The sequence below is a fragment of the Clostridium sp. UBA1056 genome, from assembly GCA_002316385.1.
Classification (GTDB): domain Bacteria; phylum Bacillota; class Clostridia; order Clostridiales; family Clostridiaceae; genus Clostridium_J.
Window position 1 is genome coordinate 232,235 of sequence record DCDL01000004.1, and the last position, 21,678, is coordinate 253,912.

The window sequence follows — 21,678 nt, forward strand, 5'->3', positions numbered from 1 at the left end:
GCTCCTTAATAAGCAATATTATCTCATATTTTTTCTAAGCCATGTAGGTACTGTAAAGTCTTCGCCTTCATCTTTAGGCGGTATAGCTTCACTTGATTGAGTAGCAGCCACCTCTGACTTAGCACTTTGACTTTTAATAGAGTCAAACCCTACTCCACTATCTATTTTAGTTTTTTCACTATCAAATCCTGTAGCAATAACGGTTATTCTTATTTCGTCATTTAAACTTTCATCAATTACAGCACCAAATATGATATTTGCATCTGGATCAGCCTCTTCTTGTACTATTTGTGCTGCTTCATTAATTTCTAATAAAGATAAATCAGATCCACCAGTAACATTTAAAAGTACTCCAGTAGCACCTATAATTGAAGTTTCTAAAAGTGGGCTCGCTATTGCTTGTCTTGCAGCATCTTGAGCTCTACTATCACCAGTTCCAACACCTACTCCCATATGAGCAAGTCCTTTGTTTACCATAATAGTGCTAATATCTGCAAAGTCAAGGTTAATTAATCCTGGTATAGTTATTAAGTCGGATATACCTTGCACACCTTGTTTTAAAACATCATCTGCTTTTCTAAAAGATTCTACAAGAGTAGTTTTCTTATCTACAAGAGATAATAATCTTTCATTTGGAATGGTAACTAAAGTATCAACTGATTCCTTTAAAGCTTTAATTCCAGCTTCTGCATGAATCATTCTTTTTCTTCCTTCAAATGGGAATGGCTTAGTTACAACTCCTACAGTTAAGATTCCCATAGATTTTGCTATTTCTGCAACTACTGGCGCAGCTCCTGTACCAGTTCCTCCACCCATTCCACATGTGACAAATACCATGTCTGCACCTTTTAAGGCTTCGATTATTTCTTCTTTGCTTTCTTCAGCTGCTTTTCTACCAATTTCCGGATTAGCACCAGCTCCTAAACCTCTAGTAAGCTTGTCCCCTAATTGAATTTTAAATTCAGCCTTTGACAAAAATAATGCTTGTTTATCTGTATTAATACCTATAAATTCAACATTTTTAAGTCCTTCTTCAATCATTCTATTTACAGCGTTGTTTCCACCGCCTCCACAACCTACAACTTTAATTTTACATAAATCATCATTTTGAATATCGAAATCAATCACTTTATTACCTCCTCATTAGAAAAACTCTTTAGAATTCCTTTTAGCCTTGTCATAAACTTATTTTCTTTATTTCTATTATTGCTACTACTTAATTCTTCATTATCACTTTTACAGCAATTTTCATTTTTATTAAAGAGCTGTTCTTTACTTAAAACATATCTTATAATTCCTGTAGCTGTTGAATATATTGGGTTTGCTGCCCCAACATAGTTTGGAACCCCTATTCTAACTGGCTTTCCTAATAACTCTGAAGCTATAGCTGTAATGTCTCTAAATAAAGATATTCCGCCTCCAACAATTACGAAACTGCTAATTTGATCACTAAGTTGCTCTTTTTCAATGTGCTTGCTTATTATTTCAAGTAGCTCCTTAACTCTTTCACATATTATATCCACTAACATTTCATAATTAACTTCAACTACATCATTTCCATTAGTGTTAACCTTCATTTTATAATTCCCTACGGAATTTTCTTTTAATAAAGTATTACACTTAAACTTTAGTCTTTCACTATCCTGTAATGGTAGATTCAAACAAATAGAAATATCATTTGTAATATTCTTACCACCTAAAGGTACTGAAAAGCAATCTAAGAATCTATTATTTTTAAAAACTGTAACTTCCATATTAGAACTTCCAACATCAATAACTGCTACACCTTTAGCAAGCTCAGCATCTTCAATTACATCCTTGCCTATACATATAGCATTTATTACCCATCCCTTTATCTCGATTCCAGCTTCTTTTAAACATCTTTTATATCCATCAACATATTTTTTATCCAATATAAATGCATTACCTTCTGATTCAAGTACTTTTCCCTTCATTCCTAGTGGATTAGTAATATTCTTCATAGAATCAACTATGTATTCTTCAATATCAACTTGGACAATTTCTTGATCCTTGCTAACACAAAACTTTGCAACCTCACCTACATTTACTATGTCCTCATAGGTAATCTCCTTCATTTCTTGAAATGATAAAACTCCTTTAGTTTTTACAATTTCACATAAGGAAATTGGTACAGATACGTATGTCTCTTCTAATGGTGAATTTACAATTTCCTTTAAACGCTCCATTACATTGCGTACTATGTCGGAAATATCCTTTTCATCCAATATTACATTATCTTTGACTCCTTCATAATCAGAAGTAGTAATTCCAGCAATCTGTATTTTATTTTCTTGATCTAATTTCCCAACTACTCCACATACCTTCGAAGAACTTATATCTATTCCAACAATGTAATCATTCATCTATCATATTCCCCCCACATCCTACTTCCTAAGAAGTTTACAGTGTACAAAGGTATATTCAACATAAAAATTTAAATTCCTTCAAAATAAAAGAATATTTTCAGAATAAGTTTATGTTATACTAAGGCTGCCACCATTATAGCTTCTTAATAAGAAGCAACTATATGCTTTTTGCATAAATAAATTCATATTAATGAGAATTCCTAATTGAATATAAATATACCATTAAATCATTTATATTCTATATATAGTATAAAACTTAATTAAAAAAAACACAATAGTTAAATTTTTCTATTCCCTTAATATTGTAGACTTTTACCAGCATATTCTATAATTCTATAGCTCTTCTTCATCAATGTATCTACTGATTTTGCCTATAGCTATTTCCATTGTCTGCATACCATATTTCGATGAAGTTTCCATAATAGATGGTATTTGATGTATTTTTCCTTCTCTAATTAAATTTTGAATTGCTGGCGTGTTCACCATTACTTCAATTGCTGCAACTCTTTCATTACCATCTACCTTCTTGAACAATCTTTGACATACAATCCCCCTTAACACTGTAGAAAGCTGATTTCTTATTCTCAATTGTTGTTCAGCAGGAAAATAGTTTATAATTCTATCAATAGTTTTATACGCACTTATGGTATGTAACGTAGAAACTACCAAATGTCCTGTTTCTGCTGCAAGTAATACTGCAGACATAGTTTCTAAATCTCTTATTTCTCCTACTAAAATTACATCTGGATCCTCTCTAAGTATAGCTCTTAATCCACTATCATAGCATTCAGTATCGCTGCCTATTTCCCTTTGATTTATTAGAGATTTTTTATGACTATGTAGATATTCTATAGGATCTTCTAAAGTTACAATATGAGTTTTTTTGTTTGTATTTATCTCATTTATCATAGCCGCCATAGTAGTACTCTTACCACTTCCTGTAGGGCCAGTTATAAGAATTAATCCGTCCTTTTTATTTGTAAATTCCCTTATGATTGCAGGCATATTTAAATCCTCTAGAGTTGGAACTTTTATCGGTACTACTCTAATTGCAATAGTGTCAAAACCTCGGTCTTTATATACATTAACTCTGTATCTTCCTACTTCAGGTAATGTATATAGTTTATCCATCTCTCCTACTTCATTATATAGCAAGTAATCTTCTCCAAGAATTTCCTTGCTATATTGCCTAACTTCTTCTTCAGATAAAACGTCTTCTATTATATCTACTAACTCTCCATTTTTTCTTTGGATTGGAGGCGCTCCTACAGATAAGTGTAAGTCTGAACCTTCATTTTCGACTACATATTTTAAAAGTTCCTTTAACTCCATTTATTATCTCCTCATATATCATAAAATAAATTTAGACATATATTGTTATATTTTTAATTATATATCTTACTTTAAGTTTACAATAATTTCTATTTGCTTATCAATGTATATAATTATAATAAAAATTTTTATATTTATATAAGTTCCAATAAATAGAACTCATTAATACTCTTTAGTGTAATCTAGGATTTCAAACAAATTTATGGTATAAGCTTTATTAAAACTTATATATATTCATATATAAAATTTATTTAATTCTTTTAGTTTGAACCTAAAATTTCTAAAATTAAAATATGATATGTATTAACTTACAATTTATTTATAAATTAATACATATCAATATCTTTCATAGTATGAAAATAATTATATAGCAAATATTTAAATATTAGATTAAGATATGTTACTAAGCTTCACCAAAATTTAATTCTTTAAGCAACTTCTTTAATGCTCTTTTCTCTATTCTAGACACATAAGACCTTGAAATTCCTAATATTAAAGCTATTTCTCTTTGAGTTTTGGGTTTACCATCTATTAATCCATACCGCATTTCTATTATCTTTTTCTCTCTTTCTTGAAGACACGTTTCCAATATAAAATATAGCTTTTTCACTTGTATCTTGTTTTCCACCACTTCCAAAATAGAATCCTTATCACTACTTAATATGTCCATAAGAGATATCTCATTTCCTTCCTTATCTAGTCCAATTGGATCCTGTAGGTAAACTTCACTTTTAATTTTCTTATTATTTCTAATAAGCATAAGAATCTCATTCTCTATACATCTTGCGGCGTAAGTTGCTAGCCTAGTTCCCTTGTCCATATCGAATGAATCTATAGCCTTAATTAGCCCCACAGTTCCTATGGATATTAAATCATCCACTTCTTTCCCAGGAAATGAATATTTTTTAACTATATGTGCTACTAATCTTAGATTTCTTTCAACTAAGACACACTTTGCTTCAGGATCTCCATCTTTTAATCTCTGTAAATATTCCTTTTCTTCTACTTCTGTAAGTGGTTGTGGAAAAGAATTGTTTCCCGAAACATATCCTGTAAGTAAGGCATATTCACTAATTACGTTCAATAACCAACTCAAGCAAAACATTTATGCTCCCCCTAATAGTGCTTATTATTATAATATGTTCTCTCAGGGAGAAAAGTGACTATATTGAAATATTTATTTAAATGAAAAATTTAAAATTTTAGTCATATTATATTCTTTATATATTTATATAAAGTTATATATGGCTTACCTATAGTAATATAGTAACGATTCCATAATTCATGAAAATATAAATGAATCCTCTAAATAAGTTCAATTAAACTTTAATACCATATCAACCTTATCTAAAATTATCCTCACTTAACTATAGATAACTTTCCTTAATTAAATTTTCTATAATATCCTTAAATACAGAACATGCAACTTGGCTACTTCCATTCATTTCCTCTATTTGTGGTAAATATATAACCATTGAATAATACTTATTTTTATAGTTAAAAAAACCTGCGAACCATCCGTCAGAGCATTTTTTCTCTCCTTCAAAATATTCAGTAGTTCCTGTTTTACCTCCCACCTCTAAATTATCTATTTTAGCATTAGTTCCTGTGCCTAAATCATCATTTACTACCCCTATCATGCCTTCCTTAATTATATTAGCAGTACTTTGGCTAAACACTTCTTTAGATTTATTTTCATACTTCTTTAATATTTTACCATCTACATTTATAATTTCCTTTACAATTTTAGGTTGAATATATTTACCACCATTAACTACAGTATTAGGAATTGTTAGTGCTGCTAATGGTGTAGTTCTCACCGTTTGGCCTATGGATGTATTAGTAATAATGTCTAAATTATTTTCTTCCTTATATCCTTCTATAATCCCACTTTTTTCATCTTGAAGATTTAATGTCTTATTAAATAATCCTAGTTCATTAGATAATTCATATATCCTATCCATTCCAACTTTCCATCCAATTTGTGCAAAAGTATCATTAGATGATGCTATATATGCCTGTTGCATATTATATGAACCCAATTTTTCAATACTTTTAGGAAAAATTCCATTCAAATAAAACTTTTCATCTATTCCTATTAATTGATTTTCTAAAGCAGATTCATATACTATAGTTTTAAAGGTAGAACCAAGCAAGAATCCATTACCACTAGGAACTCCAATATTTACATTTGATAAACTATCATCTTTCTGTGCCATAGATAGTATATTACCCGTATCACTTTCCATTAATATGGCCCCAATTTGCCCATACTTCTCATAATTTTTACTTCTTAAAATTTCTTCTATTTTTCTTTGGATATTATAATCTAAAGTTGTAACTACATTAGCATTATCTTTAGTATCACTAAAAACTTCTTTGATTATATTACCACTAACATCTTTTTCAAGTTTTAACTGTTCTTTTTTATTATTCTTTGTATATTCATATATTTCTCTTTCTAAAGTTCCTTCATCTTTTAACTGTGAATTATCAGAATACTTTACTCCGCTAGCTAATATATTTTTTATATTCCAATCATTACTCTTTTTATACTCAGTATATTCATATAAATATACTCCTCGTACAGCTTCTACAGCTTTTAACTTTTCATAGCACTCTTTATCAATTTCATATTTTTTATTCCCACTTCCCATTTCATATTGAAGTAAAGATACATCATAATCCTTATTATAACCTCGTAGTATATATGAAATATTTTTCATTGGAATAAAAGCTAACTCCTCATTCAATGTATAAAAAGTTATCGGATCTATTACTGCATAATATCTTAATGTACTTTCAAAAAGATTCTCATTATTTCTATCAAGCAACTTAAAATTAACATTATTTATGTCCTCTTCATAATAATATTGCTCGTTAGCCGATACCGAAAGAGCTGGACCTTCCATTAGTTGGACATGAACAAGTCTTATAATTAATCCCATAAATGTTACTACCATCATGGATAGAAATATATAATTTCTCACAGTTACTTGTTTCTTGTTACTTTTACGAAACAATAAAAACACCTCCTTTAGTATAATCTTTGACTAAAGGAAGGTGTTTAATACCAAAATTTGAAAGTTGTTTATATTGATCTATATTGTTTATTCTTGTCTTGCTAAAATTTGATGGATATTTCCTTTAATAACCTCTATAGCTACTTTATTGTGTCCACCTTCTGGTATAATAATATTTGCATACTTCTTAGTATTCTCTGTAAATTGCTCATGCATTTGCTTAACTACTGTTAAATATTGAGTTATAACTGAATCGACAGTTCTTCCTCTTTCATTAATATCTCTTACTAATCTTCTTATAAATCTTACATCTGCATCAGTATCTACATATATTTTTATATCTAGCATATCTCTAAGAGCTTCATCCTCAAGAACAAGAATTCCCTCTACTATTATTATTTCTCTTGACTCCACTGGTACAGTTTCTTTCTTTCTGTTATGTACCTCAAAATCATATTGAGGTTTTTCAATAGATTTACCATCAATTAAAGATTTTAAATGATTTACTAATAATGTTGTATCAAAGGCATATGGATGGTCATAGTTTGTCTTTACTCTGTCTTCCATAGTTAAGTGGCTTTGGTCCTTATAATAACAATCTTGCTCTATCATCGCTATACAATTTTCATCAAAGCTTTTGCATATTTCCTTTGCAATAGTGCTTTTTCCTGAGCCAGTTCCACCTGTTATTCCTATTATAATTGGACGTTTCATTAAACTTCCTCCTTAGCCTTTATTATAATATCATTTTCCTCTAATTCTTCATCAACTTTAGCAGTATATATCATTTTTGCGCTAGGTGCTGATTCAATTTTATTTCCTTTTTCATCGTGAAGGTCTTTTAAAACAACTTGTTTATTCTCACCTACTGGTCTCATAACCTCAACCTGAGCTCCCTCAATTACTTTATTTCTATGTTCAATAGTAACTATTCCTGTATCTTTATTATAATCCTTAACAATACCTACAATATCATAATTTCTCACGTAAGCTGAACTGTCCTGAACTTGTTTATTTTCCTCATTTAAATAAAATCCAGTGTAATATTGTCTATGGCTAGGTTTATTTAAATCTTCTAACCATCTTGGATTAAATTTATAATCTGTTGGGGACTTCATATATTCATCTATAGCTTCTCTATAAGCTTTAACAATACTTGCTACATAGTAAGTACTCTTCATTCTACCTTCTATTTTAAATGATAGTGCTCCAGTTTCCATAAGTTCTGGAATATGCTCAATCATACATAAATCCTTAGAGTTCATTATGTAAGTTCCTTTATCATCCTCAACAATAGGATAATATTCTCCCTCACGCTTTTCCTCTACTAGGTGATACTTATATCTACATGGTTGCGCACAAGATCCTCTATTAGAATCTCTTCCTACCATATAGTTAGATATAAGGCATCTTCCAGAGTAAGCCATGCACATGGAGCCATGAACAAATATCTCTAAATCCATAGTTTCAGGTATTCTATCTTGCACCTTTTTAATTTCTTCAAGGGATAATTCTCTAGCTAAAACAACCCTTTTAACTCCCATCTTATGCCAAAACTCACAAGTCTTCCAGTTAACTGTATTAGCCTGAGTGCTTAAATGCAACTCCATATTTGGCACTGTTTCTCTAGCCATCATAATTATACCGGGGTCTGAAACTATAATTGCATCTACTTTAGCTTCATATAATTCCTTAAGATAATCTTCTAGACCTTCTAAATCTTCATTATGTGGGAATACATTTAAAGTTACATAGACTTTTTTACCCTTTGAATGAGCGAACTCTATTCCTTCTAATAATTCTTCATTACTAAAATTATCTGCAAAAGCTCTAAGATTTAACTTGCTTCCACCTAAATATACTGCATCTGCTCCAAAGTTTATTGCTGCTTTAAGTTTCTCCAAGTTACCTGCTGGAGCTAATAATTCCGGTCTTTTCATTTTCATTCCTCCTGACTGTCAGTGCTATACCATCTCCCATTGGTATTACTGTTGTAAGTAAGTTTTCATCTTTTGAGATTGTTTCCATGTATTTCTTCATTCTTTTCACTATAGTAATTTTTCTTTTTATCATCAGGTCTTTACATGCAACCATCCCTCTAAATAATACATTATCTGATATAATTATTCCATCCTTTGATAACATTCTTATGCAATGAGGTAAAAACTCACTATAATGTCCTTTTCCTGCATCCATAAAAATTAAATCATATTCATCGTCTAAACCTTCAAGAATTTCTAAACAATCACCTTGTACTATTGATATCTGATTATCTAAACCTGTTTTTTTTATATTTTCAGTTGCTATAGTTACCATTTTTTCATCTCTTTCAATGGTAGTTATAGTAACATTATTTTCTGATGCTAAGGACATTAAAATGGAGGAGTATCCTATCGCTGTTCCAAGTTCAAGTATTTTTTGGGGTTTTTTCATGTTAATCATAAACTCTATTAATCTAGCAGTTTCCTTTTGAACTATAGGTACTGCGTTCTCTTCCGCAAAATCTTCTAATTCTTTTAATATTCCTTTAGAATCTCCTATGAGACCTCTTAAGTACTTTTCCATATAATCATATGTAATACCGCTCATATCTTCCTCCATATAATTCCTATATAATTTACTCTTTAACTTATTTACTATATTCAAAATTCTAATATCTATGTCATATAAATTCTTTATCAACCATATAATAATTACATAGTATAAAGTATTTCTAATAAGATATTTATAGCATAAAGTTATAAGCTCAAAATTATTGAGCTTACAACCTTATATGCTTATACTAAATTTAGTATTTTAATATCCTAATTCTTCTAACTTGTTCATAAAATCCACATCATTATTAGTAAAATAATGATGCATTTTATCTTTTTCTAGAACATAAAACAGATAATCTGTACTTTCAGGACTAGCTGCTGCAGAAATAGATGCTAATCCTGGACTAGATATAGGCCCTAATGGTAATCCATCATTTTTATAAGTATTATAAGGTGAATCTACCTCTAAATGCTTATACAAAACAGTATCAACATGCTCACCTAAAGCGTATATAACTGTAGCATCAATCTGTAGCTTATTCATATTATCACTCTTTAACCTATTGTATATAACCGAGGAAACTAATGGTCTTTCTTCATCCACCCTAGTCTCATTTTCTATAAGAGAAGCTATAGTTATTATATCGTAAACATTAGCTCCTTCAGGAATAATACTATTGATCTTAGAATTAAAAGCATTATTCATAGTAGCTATAACTTCATTAGGTTGAACTCCTTGATTAAAGAAATATGTATCAGGAAATAAAAATCCTTCTAAATCATACCTTCTTCCTTCCTTTGCTGGGATATAGTCTGGAGCTGGATATTCTTTTACTGCTTTTAAAAACTCATCCTTAGTAAATAATCCCTTCTCCTCAAATAATATAGCCATTTTTTCTATATCATATCCCTCTGGTATAGTTACAGATATAGAACCTTCATTGTTTTTATTTTTCAAAACATCTATCAGCTCATCTAAACTAGACTTCCCTGATACCTTAAAAGTTCCTGGTACAAGCTCTACTGAAGTGTTATGCAACCTCATATACACCTTAATTAGATTTTTATTTTTTATAAAACCCTGACTATCTAATCTATCTAATATGTTGTAAAGAGAATCCCCTTCGTTTACAACTATTGTAATTTCTTCACCCTTGAATGGAGCCTTTGTCACATAATTGTAATAAAAGCCACTAGCTGTTAATATTGCTATCAGCACTATCACAACTATACCTACAATTTTCTTCATATTACACCCCCATGAATAGAAATATTATTTCTTTAATGCTGCTCTCTTTCTTAGGGTTGGATCTAGTATTTTCTTTCTTAATCTTATAGTTTTTGGAGTAACCTCTACAAGCTCATCAGATGCTATAAATTCTATACATTGTTCTAATGACATATTAGGTACTGGTATTAATTTTAGAGCATCATCTGATCCTGAAGATCTTGTGTTTGAAAGATGCTTTTTCTTACATACATTTACTTCAATATCTTCATTTCTAGAACATTCTCCACAAACCATACCTTGGTATACTGGTACTCCTGGCCCTATGAATAACCTTCCTCTTTCTTGTGCATTGAATAGTCCATATCCAATAGATTCTCCAGATTCAAATACAACTAAAGATCCTCTACTTCTTTCCATTATGTCGCCTTTATATTTCTCATAACCAACTAAAACGTGGTTCATTATTCCATTTCCTCTAGTTTCAGTCATAAACTCATTTCTTAATCCAATTATTCCTCTTGATGGAACTTTAAATTCAAGCCTTGTGTATCCATTGACAGCACTAGTCATGTTAATCATCTCTGCTTTTCTAGGACCCATCTTTTCCATAACAACTCCCATATACTCTTCTGGTACGTCCATTGTTAAGTTTTCCATAGGTTCTAAAAGTTCTCCATTTTCATGTTTGTATATAACAGATGGCTTAGATACTTGGAATTCATATCCTTCTCTTCTCATAGTTTCAATAAGAATTGAAAGGTGAAGTTCTCCCCTTCCACTAACTTTAAATGAGTCCGCTGAATCAGTTTCTTCAACTTTTAAACTTACGTTAGTTTCAAGTTCTTTCATAAGTCTATCTCTTAAGTGTCTAGATGTAACAAAGTCTCCATCTTGACCTGCAAAAGGTGAGTTATTAACTATAAAGTTCATACTAAGAGTTGGCTCGTCAATATCTATAAATGGTAACGCTTCTGGATTTGCAGCATCAGCTATTGTTTCTCCAATATTGATACCAGGAATTCCTGATATAGCTATAATATCACCAAGTTGAGCTTCTTCTACCTCAACTCTTTTTAATCCATCGTAAGTATAAACATTTGATACTTTTACATTTTTCTTACTTCCGTCCTTGGACATTTGAGCTACTGTTTGATTCTTTTTAATAGCTCCTCTTTCAATTTTACCTATTCCAATTTTACCAACATACTCGTTATAATCTATTGATGTTACAAGCATTTGTAATGGCTCGTCTATGTAACCTTTTGGTGGATGTACTGTTTCGATTATGGCTTCGAATAATGGAATCATATCTACAGCTTCATCTTCAAGTTCAGCTACAGCAACCCCTTCTCTTGCAGATGCATATATAACCTTAAAATCTAATTGTTCATCTGTAGCACCTAATTCTACAAATAAGTCAAAGATTTCATCTATAACTGCTTCTGGTCTTGCATCTTTTCTATCAATTTTATTAATAACAACCATTGGAGCTAATCCAAGTTCTAATGCTTTTTTTAGAACGAATTTAGTCTGTGGCATAGCACCTTCATAGGCATCTACTACAAGTAAAACACTATCTACCATCTTAAGTACACGTTCAACTTCTCCACCAAAATCAGCATGCCCTGGAGTATCTATAATGTTTATTTTTACTCCATTATACATTACTGCAGTATTTTTTGAAAGAATAGTAATTCCTCTTTCTCTCTCTAAATCATTTGAGTCCATAACTCTTTCTTGCATTACTTCATTTTCTCTAAAAACTTTACTTTGCTTTAAAAGCGCGTCTACTAAAGTTGTCTTACCATGGTCAACGTGGGCTATTATAGCAATATTTCTTATATCTTCTCTTGTATATAAATTCATATTTTTCCTCCAAAATTTTATTTTAATAATAAACTACAAAATAAAATTGGATACTTGAGTATCCAATTTAAATTAACTATTTCAATTCTAATATTATGTGGATAAAAAGTCAATGTTATTAAAACATTATTAAATTCCAACATAGAATAGATTTATCATTAATTACTATTTGTGTAATGTATTTTAAAGTAATTAATAATAGTGAAAAGTTTAAATCATTAAACTTCCATAATTATAGGTAAAATCATTGGACGTCTCTTAGTCTTTTCATATAGATACTCCCTAAGAGCTTCTCTAATAGTAGCTTTTATAGTAGGCCATTCTGTAATGTGCTTTTCTTCACACTCTGTAAGTGCCTCTCTAACAACTTCTCTCGCTTTATCCATTAAATCCTCAGATTCTCTAACATAGACAAAGCCTCTTGAAATTATATCTGGTCCTGCAATAACACTTCCAGTATCTTTACCCATAGTAACTACAACTGTCAAAATACCATCTTGTGATAGATGCTTTCTATCTCTAAGAACAATATTTCCAACATCTCCAACTCCAAGTCCATCTACAAATACTTGACCTGAAGCTACTGTACCAGCTTTTCTTATGGATGTTCTGCTAACTTCAATAACATCTCCATTTTCTCCCAAATAAACATTTTTTTCTGGTAAACCTAACTTAACAGCTAATTCACCATGTTGTTTTAAATGTCTATATTCTCCATGCACTGGTATAAAAGATCTTGGTTTTACTAATGCTTGCATAAGTTTTAATTCTTCTTGACATGCATGCCCTGACACGTGTACTTCTGCTAAGGATTCATATACTACTTCTGCTCCTTTTTTAAACAATTGGTTTATAACCTTTGAAACCAGCTTTTCATTTCCTGGTATTGGACTTGCAGATAATATTACTAGGTCTCCCTTTTGTATATTTACCTTCTTATGCTCAGAAGCTGCCATTCTTGAGAGTGCTGCCATAGGTTCTCCTTGACTACCAGTAGTTATCATAACAATTTCATCATCACGATATTTTCCTATAGCATCTATGCTGATTAATGCATCCTCTTCTATATTAATATATCCAAGTTCTATAGCAACTGCAATTATATTTTCCATGCTTCTACCTGAAAGTGCAACTTTTCTACCATACTTACTAGCAGCTGTAATTATCTGTTGAACTCTATGAATATTTGAAGCAAAGGTTGCAACAATAACTCTACCTTTTGCACCATGAAAAATCTTTTCAAAACTTTCACCTACTATGCTTTCAGACATAGTATACCCTGGTCTTTCTACATTAGTACTGTCTGCAAGAAGTACTGTTACACCTTTTTTACCTAACTCTGCAAATCTAGCCAAATCTGCAACTTTACCATCTATAGGTGTAAAGTCAATCTTAAAATCTCCAGTATGAAGCACTACCCCTAAAGGTGTGTGTATAGCTATAGCTACTGAATCTGCAATACTATGATTAGTTTTAATAAATTCAACAGATACACTTGTAAGCTTTATAATATCCTTTGGTTTAACTTCCCTTAAGTCAACCACTCCTAATAATGCATGTTCCTTTAACTTACTTTCCACAATTCCTAGTGTAAGTTTAGTTCCATAGATAGGAACATTAAGTTGTTTTAATACATATGGTAGAGCACCAATGTGATCTTCATGAGCATGGGTTAAGAAAATCCCAGTAACTCTATCAATATTCTTAATTAGATAGGTTACATCTGGTATAACTACGTCTATTCCCAACATCTCATCATCTGGGAATTTAAGTCCGCAGTCGATAACAACTATATCATTTTTATATTCTATAGCCGTTAGATTTTTACCTATCTCATTTAATCCCCCTAAGGGAATTATTTTAATCTTCTCTTTTTCTTTTTTCAAAACTCTACCCTCCTTTTTTCGTAATTTGCTTTATGCTCTCCCTAACTTTATTAATATGAAAGATAAAGTTTTTTTGAGCATATTAATTTAATCTAAACATATAAAAATTTAACTTTAAATTCAAATTCTTATAGCATAGATTTATTTTATATAACATCTCTACTAATAATAATAAAATTTCCCCGTTGACTCATCGACTTAATACTATCATCTTCCTAAAGTCGAGTATCAGCACAGTCATATATTTATATATAATCATTTATCTGAGAAATTTATTTATATTATTATAAAGAGCAATTATCACAAATCCCATAAAATTTTAAGCTATGATTTTTAATCTTAAAATTATATTTTTTTTCTATTCCCTGTTCTAACTCCTCTAAAAGATCTCCTTCAACCTCAATGACTTTACCACAATTCTGACAAATCAAATGATGATGTTGATGACTTTCATCTTCATCACAAAGTTCGTATCTATTGCATCCATCATCTAAATCAAGCTTATACAGAACCCCCATATCTTCTAATAACTGAACGGTTCTATATACAGTCGCAAGTCCAATTTCAGGACAATTAACCTTTACTAAATCATATATTTCTTCTGTGGTTAAGTGGCTACCTTCGTTTTTAATAATTTCATCAAGTATAGACCTTCTTTGAGGTGTCAATTTATAGCCTTTTTCTTTCAGAATAAGTTTTAAATTTTCAATTTTTTCATTAGACATAAATTAACACAACTCCTTCCACCACCAGGTGAAGTATATTTACTCTATAACACCTTCATCATATAGAGTTTCAAAAGCATCATTAACTATACTGAACTCTTCTTCATCCTCTACTGTTGCAAAGTATTCTTCTCCATCTTCATCTTTAACAACCTTTAATGCAATAGCATCCTCATTTTCATCATCAATAGGTGCTACTATGAAATACTCTGTATCTTCTATTTCTAATTTTGTTATAACTTCAAACTCAACATCATTACCTTCTTCGTCAGTTAATGTTATATTCTCTAAAAAATTATCCATAAAATTTTCTCCTCCTTTTAATTCTTTGTAATGTTTTCTTTTTATATTAAAACTTATCCATACTATAAATTCATTATGTAAGCTATAATTACCAATTTAAATTATACTGTGATTCATCAATATAAAATGAAACAGAATACTATTTACTAAGGCTATCCAAGTATCCTTGTAAAATGTAAGTAGCAGCAATCTTATCAACTAAGCCTTTTCTTTTTTTCCTTGACATGTCAGCTTCTAACATAGCCATATGAGCTGCTCTAGTAGTAAGTCTCTCATCCCAAAATTTAATTTCTATATTTATATGTTCTTTTAGAACTTCACAAAATCTTTGAACCTTCTCCGCTTGCTCACCTATAGTACCATTCATATTCTTAGGTAATCCTGAAATTATGGTTTCAACATTATATTCATTGCATATCTTTACAATTTCCTCAATATCCTTTTCTTCCTTTTTACGTCTAATGGTAGTGATTCCTTGTGCTGTGAAGCCTAGTGGGTCACTTATAGCTACTCCAATAGTTCTATCTCCCACATCTAATCCAAGTATTCTCATGCTTTTCTCCTCACTGCATATTGCAGATACGGAACTCCCTATTGATAAACCTCGTCTTTATCATCCTATAGGAGCTCCTTAATCTTCTTATTATATTATAAATTAATGTCATTATAATATTAATTCTATGTATTATAACAACATAGATATATGATAATTTATTTTAATGGATAAATTTAATTCATTACCCCATGCTATATACTAACTTCATAGGCTATGCCTAGTATCTATTTTGTGTAATTTTAAAATAAAAATGCCTTTAAAGGCATTTTTATTTTATATCTAGATAAGATTTTAAAACTTCTTCTAATATCTCGTCTCGCTCTAGTTTACTTACCAATGCTCTTGCGCCATTATAGTTGGTTATATAAGTTGGGTCACCAGATATAAGATATCCCACTAGCTGGTTAACTGGATTATAGCCCTTCTCAATTAGAGCATCATATACATCAGTTAGTATAACTTTTGTCATATCCTTCTTATCTTTCATTACATCAAACTGAACTGTATGCTGTTTATCCATTATATCACCTTCTTAACCTTACTTTATTTCTTATTATACCATCATTGAAAGCAAAAAGTATACTACTTTACTAAAGTTTCTACTATTTCACTTACCTTCGAAATTGCTTCATCTAGTTTTTCTGGCTTCTTTCCACCTGCTTGAGCCATATCAGGTCTTCCACCACCACCACCGCCAGTGATGATAGCTACCTCTTTAATAATCTTTCCAGCATGAGCTCCTTTTGCAACAGCTTCTTTGCTAGCCATTACTACAAATTGAACCTTTCCAGCAACTCTACTTCCAAGGACTACTACTGCATCTGAAACCTTATTTCTAAGCTTATCACATAGATTCCTAAGTGCATCTCCTTCAATATCATCTAAAGCAGCAGCAATTACATTAATCCCTTTAATATTTTCAGCTTTATTAATTATTTCATCTTCAATACCACTAGCTAATTTTTCTTTTAGCCCTTGAATTTCCTTTTCTCTTTCTTTTAAAGTGGAAAGTAACCCATTTAATTTGTTTAATAAATCCTTTTCTCCACACTTTAATACCGCTGATACTTCTTTTAATAATTCTTCTTTTTCATTTACATAACTTTCAGATTTAATACCTGTAACAGCTTCAATTCTCCTAATTCCAGCTGCTACACCACTCTCACTTAAAATCTTGAATAAGCCTATTTCTCCTGAGTTTTTAACATGAGTTCCACCACATAGCTCCTTGCTATATCCACCTACAGATACAACTCTAACATCCTCTTTATACTTATCATCAAATAGAGCAACAGCTCCCTTAGCCTTAGCTTCATCTATAGACATAACTTCCGTATTAACTTCATAGGCTTTAAGAATTTGGCTATTTAAATCTTCTTCAACTTCTTTTAACTGTTCAGGTGTCATAGCTGAGAAATGAGTAAAGTCAAATCTTAATCTATCTCCATCTACATAAGATCCTGCTTGGTTTACATGATCTCCTAAAACTTCTTTTAAAGCTTCGTGAAGCATATGAGTAGCAGTATGGTTTTTACATATGTTATTTCTCATAGCTGAATCTACTGATAGCTGAACCATGTCATTTATTTTAAGCTCTCCCTTGATGCCTTCTACAAAATGAAGAATATGACCTCTAGTACTCTTTTTGCAATCGTAAATTTTTCCCTGGAATTTATCAGTCTCTATAATTCCAATATCTCCTACTTGACCTCCCATTTCTGCATAAAATGGAGTTTTGTCAGTAACAACTACAAACTTTTCCCCTTCTCCAGCATCATTGATAAAATCATCATCTTTTACCATGAATAATACTTTACCTTTACTGTCTGTAGTACCATACCCTAAAAACTCAGTAGTTATTTCTATTGGAATATTATTCAAGGCACCTTCATCATTTCCCATGTAGTTTGATGTACCCCTTGCAGCTCTTGCTGTATTCCTTTGATTTTCCATTTCTTTATGGAAAGCCTCAAAGTCAATTTTCATTCCTTTTTCAACTAAAATTTCTTCAGTAAGCTCCACCGGAAACCCAAAAGTATCATAAAGTTTAAATGCTTTTTCGCCACTTAAAATCTTTGTGCTTTCTGTATTCATCTCATCAATATAAGACTTTAATATATCCATACCCTGATCTATAGTCTCTTCAAATCTCTCTTCTTCTAAACCTATAACCTTTTTAATATAATCTTTTTTCTCTTCTAGCTCTCCGTAAGCATCCTTTGAACTTTTAATAACTACATCACAAAGTTCATTTAAGAATATACCTGAAATTCCTAAAATTCTTCCGTGTCGTGCAGCTCTTCTTAGAAGTCTTCTTAAGACATATCCTCTACCTTCATTAGACGGTAAAATTCCATCTCCAATCATAAAAGTTAAACTTCTTATATGATCAGTGATTATTCTTATAGATACATCTAAGTCTTTATTATCACCATAAGTTTTCCCAGATTTTTTACAAACTGCATTTAAAACATCTTTAATTGTGTCTACTTCAAAGATATTATCCACACCTTGCATTATAGTAGATATTCTCTCTAATCCCATTCCTGTATCTATATTAGGATTGGCTAATCTCTCATATCCACCTTTACCATCTCCATCAAATTGTGTAAAAACTAAGTTCCAAAATTCAATTATTCTATCCTCATCACTAGCTTTAATGAATTCTTCAGTAGTCTTTATTTGTGGAAGATTCGATTGTCTATCATAGTGAATTTCTGTACACGGACCACATGGACCAGCACCATGCTCCCAGAAGTTATCTTCTTTGCCTAATCTAAAAATTTTACTTGGATCTATGTCAGTTTTCGCAGTCCAAATATCAAACGCTTCATCATCCTCAAGATATATAGTTACATATAGTCTATCCTTTGATATTTTTAAAACCTCTGTTATATACTCCCAAGCCCATACTATGATCTCTTCTTTAAAATAATCTCCAAAAGAAAAGTTTCCTAACATTTCAAAGAAAGTACCGTGTCTTGAAGTTTTTCCTACATTGTCAATATCTCCAGTTCTAATACATTTTTGACAAGTTGTAACTCTTTTACTTGGCGGTGTCTGAATACCAGTGAAATATGGCTTTAGTGGTGCCATACCAGCATTTATTAGTAAAAGGCTTTTATCATTTTTAGGTACTAGAGAAAAGCTATTAAGTCTTAAGTGCTCTTTACTTTCGAAAAACTTTAAAAAACTTTCTCTTATTTCATTTAAACTCATATTGTTCATATTTCATTCCTCCTAATTCTTTCTATTATCAGTGACTTTTATTCAATTTTCACTAAAATAAAATTTAAAAAATAAAAAAATAAAACCCTCCTCCCTTAAAAGGGACGAAAGGTTTCCGCGTTACCACCCTAATTATACTAGATTAACTAGTATCTCTTAATTAATTATAGCTCCAAGACAGCTTCAATATGTTCCACTGAAAGTTTTCACCATCCACTTTCTCTCTGAAAGCTTCTCATACCTACTAATTCTTATCATTACTTCATATTTATTTAAATGAAACTCGACTCACTACGTTCACTGAGTAAGTGATTCACACCAAATCATAGATTTGGGTTCTCTACTTAAATGAAACTCGACTCACTACGCTCACTGAGTAAGTGATTCACACCAAATCGTAGATTTGGGTTCCCTACTTATATGATAAATTATATTTAGCATTTTACTAATTGTCAATAATTCTAAGCTAAAATAAATAATAATCTATTTCTTCTACTACTATTTTAATCATTACCCATACTGGAATTACAAGAATCATACCTATAATACCTCCTATACTACCGCCTATTATAAGTAGCAGTAGTATGGTTACTGGATGAGAATCCACAGTTTCACCTAAAATTTTAGGACATATAATATCCCCTTCTAGTTGTTGAATTACAAATAACCAAAATATAACTATAATAGCCTTTTTAGTTGATGTTAATAGAGCTATTATGATTATAGGAATTGCCCCTATAACTGGTCCAAAGTACGGTATTATATTAAATATTGCATTAACCAAAGATAATATTAGAGCATATTTTATACCGCTAGTCTTTAGTGCTATAAAGGTCAGTATACCAATTATTCCACATAATTCAAATTGAGTTATTATATATCTCTCCATTACCTTATCAATGTGATTTAGGGCTCTTCTAATGGCATATTTATTATTAAATGGAATATATTTCATTATCCCCTTTGAAATATGATTCCCGTCACTTAAAAAGAAATATACTAAAGTTGGTATTATAAATAGCAATAGCATATTCTCAGCTATGGATAAAATTTTTGATAAAGAATTTGACACAACTACCATAAGTGTGACTTTAAGCTTTTCATAGGAATTATACAGTACTTCCTTAATAAAAGGACTATCTGTAATATATTTAGCGTCTGCAGTAATTCTTTCATAATAGCTTTTCATCTCTCCTATTACTTCTGCAAAATTCGCACTTTCACTATATATCCAAGGAATCAAAATAGAAAATATTGCAACTATAAACAGTATAATAGATAGAATTACTATTAAAGCACTTAACTTTCTATTGACACCTCTTTCTGTAAATAATTTATGAAAAGGCCTAATGCTATATGAAATTATAAAGGATATTATAATTACTCCTAATACCTCTGTAAAAATAGGAAACTTCCATAATAAAAATATTATTATACCAACGCTTAATAAGGCTATTACTAATTTACTTATGACATTCCAGTTCCAATCAATCCTTTTCATAATATACATCCTTACTTGCAGCTTTTCCATTCCCTATATTAGGCATACATTTTAAAGATATACTAGTATTTTCTGTTGAGTACAGTATATACTCATCTCCTAATATTAAATCCGATTTTAATAAAATACTTCTCTTTTTAAACATGGTGAAAATATTATAATCTTTTACTGCAATACCTTTTATCTTAAAATTATCATCATCAAATATGATCTCACTTACTAATCCTAGTATATTAGAGTATTTATCTATTACATGCATATTCATAATAGTCGAAAATTCTAAATATTTCTCCTTAACTATATTATTAATTACGAGTTGTGACTTATAATATACTATATTTTCCTTAAGCACGTTAAAATCCTTACCAAATAACCTATACGGATTAATCTTAAACCCTATCACTTCCCCTTTATTAAAATCAACTAATAAATCCTTTATATATCCTATCTTTTTACCTTGGATATTAATCACATCCATATATATATAATCTCTACTTTTAGCCATAAAATAAACTCCCTTCATAGGAAATTATATTTCTATCCTTGCCTATTTAAAGAGAGTTTATACTAATATTAAATTAAGCTGTGCTATGTAACTATAGCTATTATCTATTCTTCATCATACTTATCTTTCCACTTTTCAAGACCACAAGATTCTCTATAATTATTAATAGCCTTGTGTATAGTTTGTTCTGCAAGTACGGAGCAATGAATTTTAGAAGATGGTAATCCATCTAAAGCTTCTATAACAGATTCATTAGTAAGATTCCAGGCTTCTTCTAAAGTCTTTCCAATAATAAGTTCTGTGGCAATGCTAGATGAAGCGATGGCAGATCCACAACCAAAGGTCATAAATTTAGCCTTTTTAATTATATTATTCTCTATAATTAAATATATCTTCATAACATCTCCACACCTTACATCCCCGCACTCACCTATACCATCAACATCAGGTAAAGTACCTACATTTCTTGGCGCATAGAAATGTTCTAGAACTTTATCACTATAATCCATAAAAATACCTCCTAGAATAGCATCAAGGATTGCCTTAAAGTATACTAGCTTACACTTACTAATAAGTCTAGACAAATTACTTTAAGACA

Annotated in this window: 19 protein-coding genes and 1 other annotated feature; all 19 genes read right to left on the reverse strand. The window is 30.6% G+C overall.

What is annotated here, in order from left to right; all coding sequences use genetic code 11:
• Nucleotides 1-18: 18 nt before the first annotated feature.
• Nucleotides 19-1,128, reverse strand: coding sequence for a cell division protein FtsZ (gene ftsZ, locus B3W71_RS02145; RefSeq protein ID WP_346887281.1), 1,110 nt, complete (start codon nt 1,126-1,128; stop codon nt 19-21).
• Nucleotides 1,125-2,384, reverse strand: a complete 1,260-nt coding sequence (ftsA, locus tag B3W71_RS02150; RefSeq protein WP_346887282.1) for a cell division protein FtsA — start codon at nt 2,382-2,384, stop codon at nt 1,125-1,127. The genes ftsZ and ftsA overlap by 4 nt, the downstream gene beginning before the upstream one ends.
• Nucleotides 2,385-2,720: 336 nt before the next feature.
• Complete coding sequence (locus tag B3W71_RS02155) at nt 2,721-3,719, reverse strand: type IV pilus twitching motility protein PilT (protein WP_346887283.1); 999 nt, start codon at nt 3,717-3,719, stop codon at nt 2,721-2,723.
• A gap of 403 nt (nt 3,720-4,122) precedes the next feature.
• Complete coding sequence (gene sigK, locus B3W71_RS02160) at nt 4,123-4,824, reverse strand: RNA polymerase sporulation sigma factor SigK (protein ID WP_346887284.1); 702 nt, start codon at nt 4,822-4,824, stop codon at nt 4,123-4,125.
• Nucleotides 4,825-5,086: 262 nt separating this feature from the next.
• Nucleotides 5,087-6,742: a peptidoglycan D,D-transpeptidase FtsI family protein gene (locus B3W71_RS02165; protein ID WP_346887285.1), complete on the reverse strand. Its 1,656-nt coding sequence runs from the start codon at nt 6,740-6,742 to the stop codon at nt 5,087-5,089.
• An 87-nt stretch (nt 6,743-6,829) separates the two neighbouring features.
• Nucleotides 6,830-7,456, reverse strand: coding sequence for a uridine kinase (udk, locus tag B3W71_RS02170; RefSeq protein WP_346887286.1), 627 nt, complete (start codon nt 7,454-7,456; stop codon nt 6,830-6,832).
• Nucleotides 7,456-8,682 (reverse strand): U32 family peptidase, encoded by a 1,227-nt coding sequence (locus tag B3W71_RS02175; protein ID WP_346887287.1) that lies wholly within the window; start codon nt 8,680-8,682, stop codon nt 7,456-7,458. The genes udk and B3W71_RS02175 overlap by 1 nt, the downstream gene beginning before the upstream one ends.
• Complete coding sequence (locus tag B3W71_RS02180; RefSeq protein ID WP_346887288.1) at nt 8,648-9,331, reverse strand: O-methyltransferase; 684 nt, start codon at nt 9,329-9,331, stop codon at nt 8,648-8,650. Before B3W71_RS02180 ends, B3W71_RS02175 begins: the two co-directional genes overlap by 35 nt.
• Nucleotides 9,332-9,538: 207 nt before the next feature.
• The gene (mltG, locus tag B3W71_RS02185) at nt 9,539-10,528 is read right to left on the reverse strand and encodes an endolytic transglycosylase MltG (protein ID WP_346887289.1); all 990 of its coding nucleotides are present in this window, start codon (nt 10,526-10,528) and stop codon (nt 9,539-9,541) included.
• Nucleotides 10,529-10,552: 24 nt separating this feature from the next.
• Nucleotides 10,553-12,376, reverse strand: a complete 1,824-nt coding sequence (gene typA, locus B3W71_RS02190) for a translational GTPase TypA (protein WP_346887290.1) — start codon at nt 12,374-12,376, stop codon at nt 10,553-10,555.
• Between the two features lie 218 nt (nt 12,377-12,594).
• Nucleotides 12,595-14,262 carry a ribonuclease J gene (locus B3W71_RS02195; RefSeq protein ID WP_346887291.1) on the reverse strand — a complete coding sequence of 556 codons (1,668 nt, stop codon included), beginning with the start codon at nt 14,260-14,262 and terminating at the stop codon, nt 12,595-12,597.
• 284 nt (nt 14,263-14,546) lie between these two features.
• Nucleotides 14,547-14,987 carry a Fur family transcriptional regulator gene (locus B3W71_RS02200; protein ID WP_346887292.1) on the reverse strand — a complete coding sequence of 147 codons (441 nt, stop codon included), beginning with the start codon at nt 14,985-14,987 and terminating at the stop codon, nt 14,547-14,549.
• 39 nt (nt 14,988-15,026) lie between these two features.
• Nucleotides 15,027-15,290, reverse strand: a complete 264-nt coding sequence (locus B3W71_RS02205) for a DUF1292 domain-containing protein (protein WP_346887293.1) — start codon at nt 15,288-15,290, stop codon at nt 15,027-15,029.
• A gap of 139 nt (nt 15,291-15,429) precedes the next feature.
• Nucleotides 15,430-15,843: a Holliday junction resolvase RuvX gene (gene ruvX / locus B3W71_RS02210; RefSeq protein ID WP_346887294.1), complete on the reverse strand. Its 414-nt coding sequence runs from the start codon at nt 15,841-15,843 to the stop codon at nt 15,430-15,432.
• 271 nt (nt 15,844-16,114) lie between these two features.
• Nucleotides 16,115-16,366 (reverse strand): IreB family regulatory phosphoprotein, encoded by a 252-nt coding sequence (locus B3W71_RS02215; protein WP_035133250.1) that lies wholly within the window; start codon nt 16,364-16,366, stop codon nt 16,115-16,117.
• Between the two features lie 62 nt (nt 16,367-16,428).
• Nucleotides 16,429-19,074: an alanine--tRNA ligase gene (gene alaS, locus B3W71_RS02220; protein ID WP_346887295.1), complete on the reverse strand. Its 2,646-nt coding sequence runs from the start codon at nt 19,072-19,074 to the stop codon at nt 16,429-16,431.
• 97 nt (nt 19,075-19,171) lie between these two features.
• Nucleotides 19,172-19,341 (reverse strand) — a binding site (T-box leader).
• A gap of 199 nt (nt 19,342-19,540) precedes the next feature.
• Nucleotides 19,541-20,575 carry an AI-2E family transporter gene (locus tag B3W71_RS02225; protein WP_346887296.1) on the reverse strand — a complete coding sequence of 345 codons (1,035 nt, stop codon included), beginning with the start codon at nt 20,573-20,575 and terminating at the stop codon, nt 19,541-19,543.
• A complete protein-coding gene (locus B3W71_RS02230) occupies nt 20,562-21,080 on the reverse strand; it encodes a PRC-barrel domain-containing protein (protein ID WP_346887297.1) in 519 nt (172 codons plus the stop codon). The genes B3W71_RS02225 and B3W71_RS02230 overlap by 14 nt, the downstream gene beginning before the upstream one ends.
• A gap of 104 nt (nt 21,081-21,184) precedes the next feature.
• Nucleotides 21,185-21,589, reverse strand: coding sequence for a Fe-S cluster assembly scaffold protein NifU (gene nifU, locus B3W71_RS02235; protein WP_346887298.1), 405 nt, complete (start codon nt 21,587-21,589; stop codon nt 21,185-21,187).
• Nucleotides 21,590-21,678: the final 89 nt, after the last annotated feature.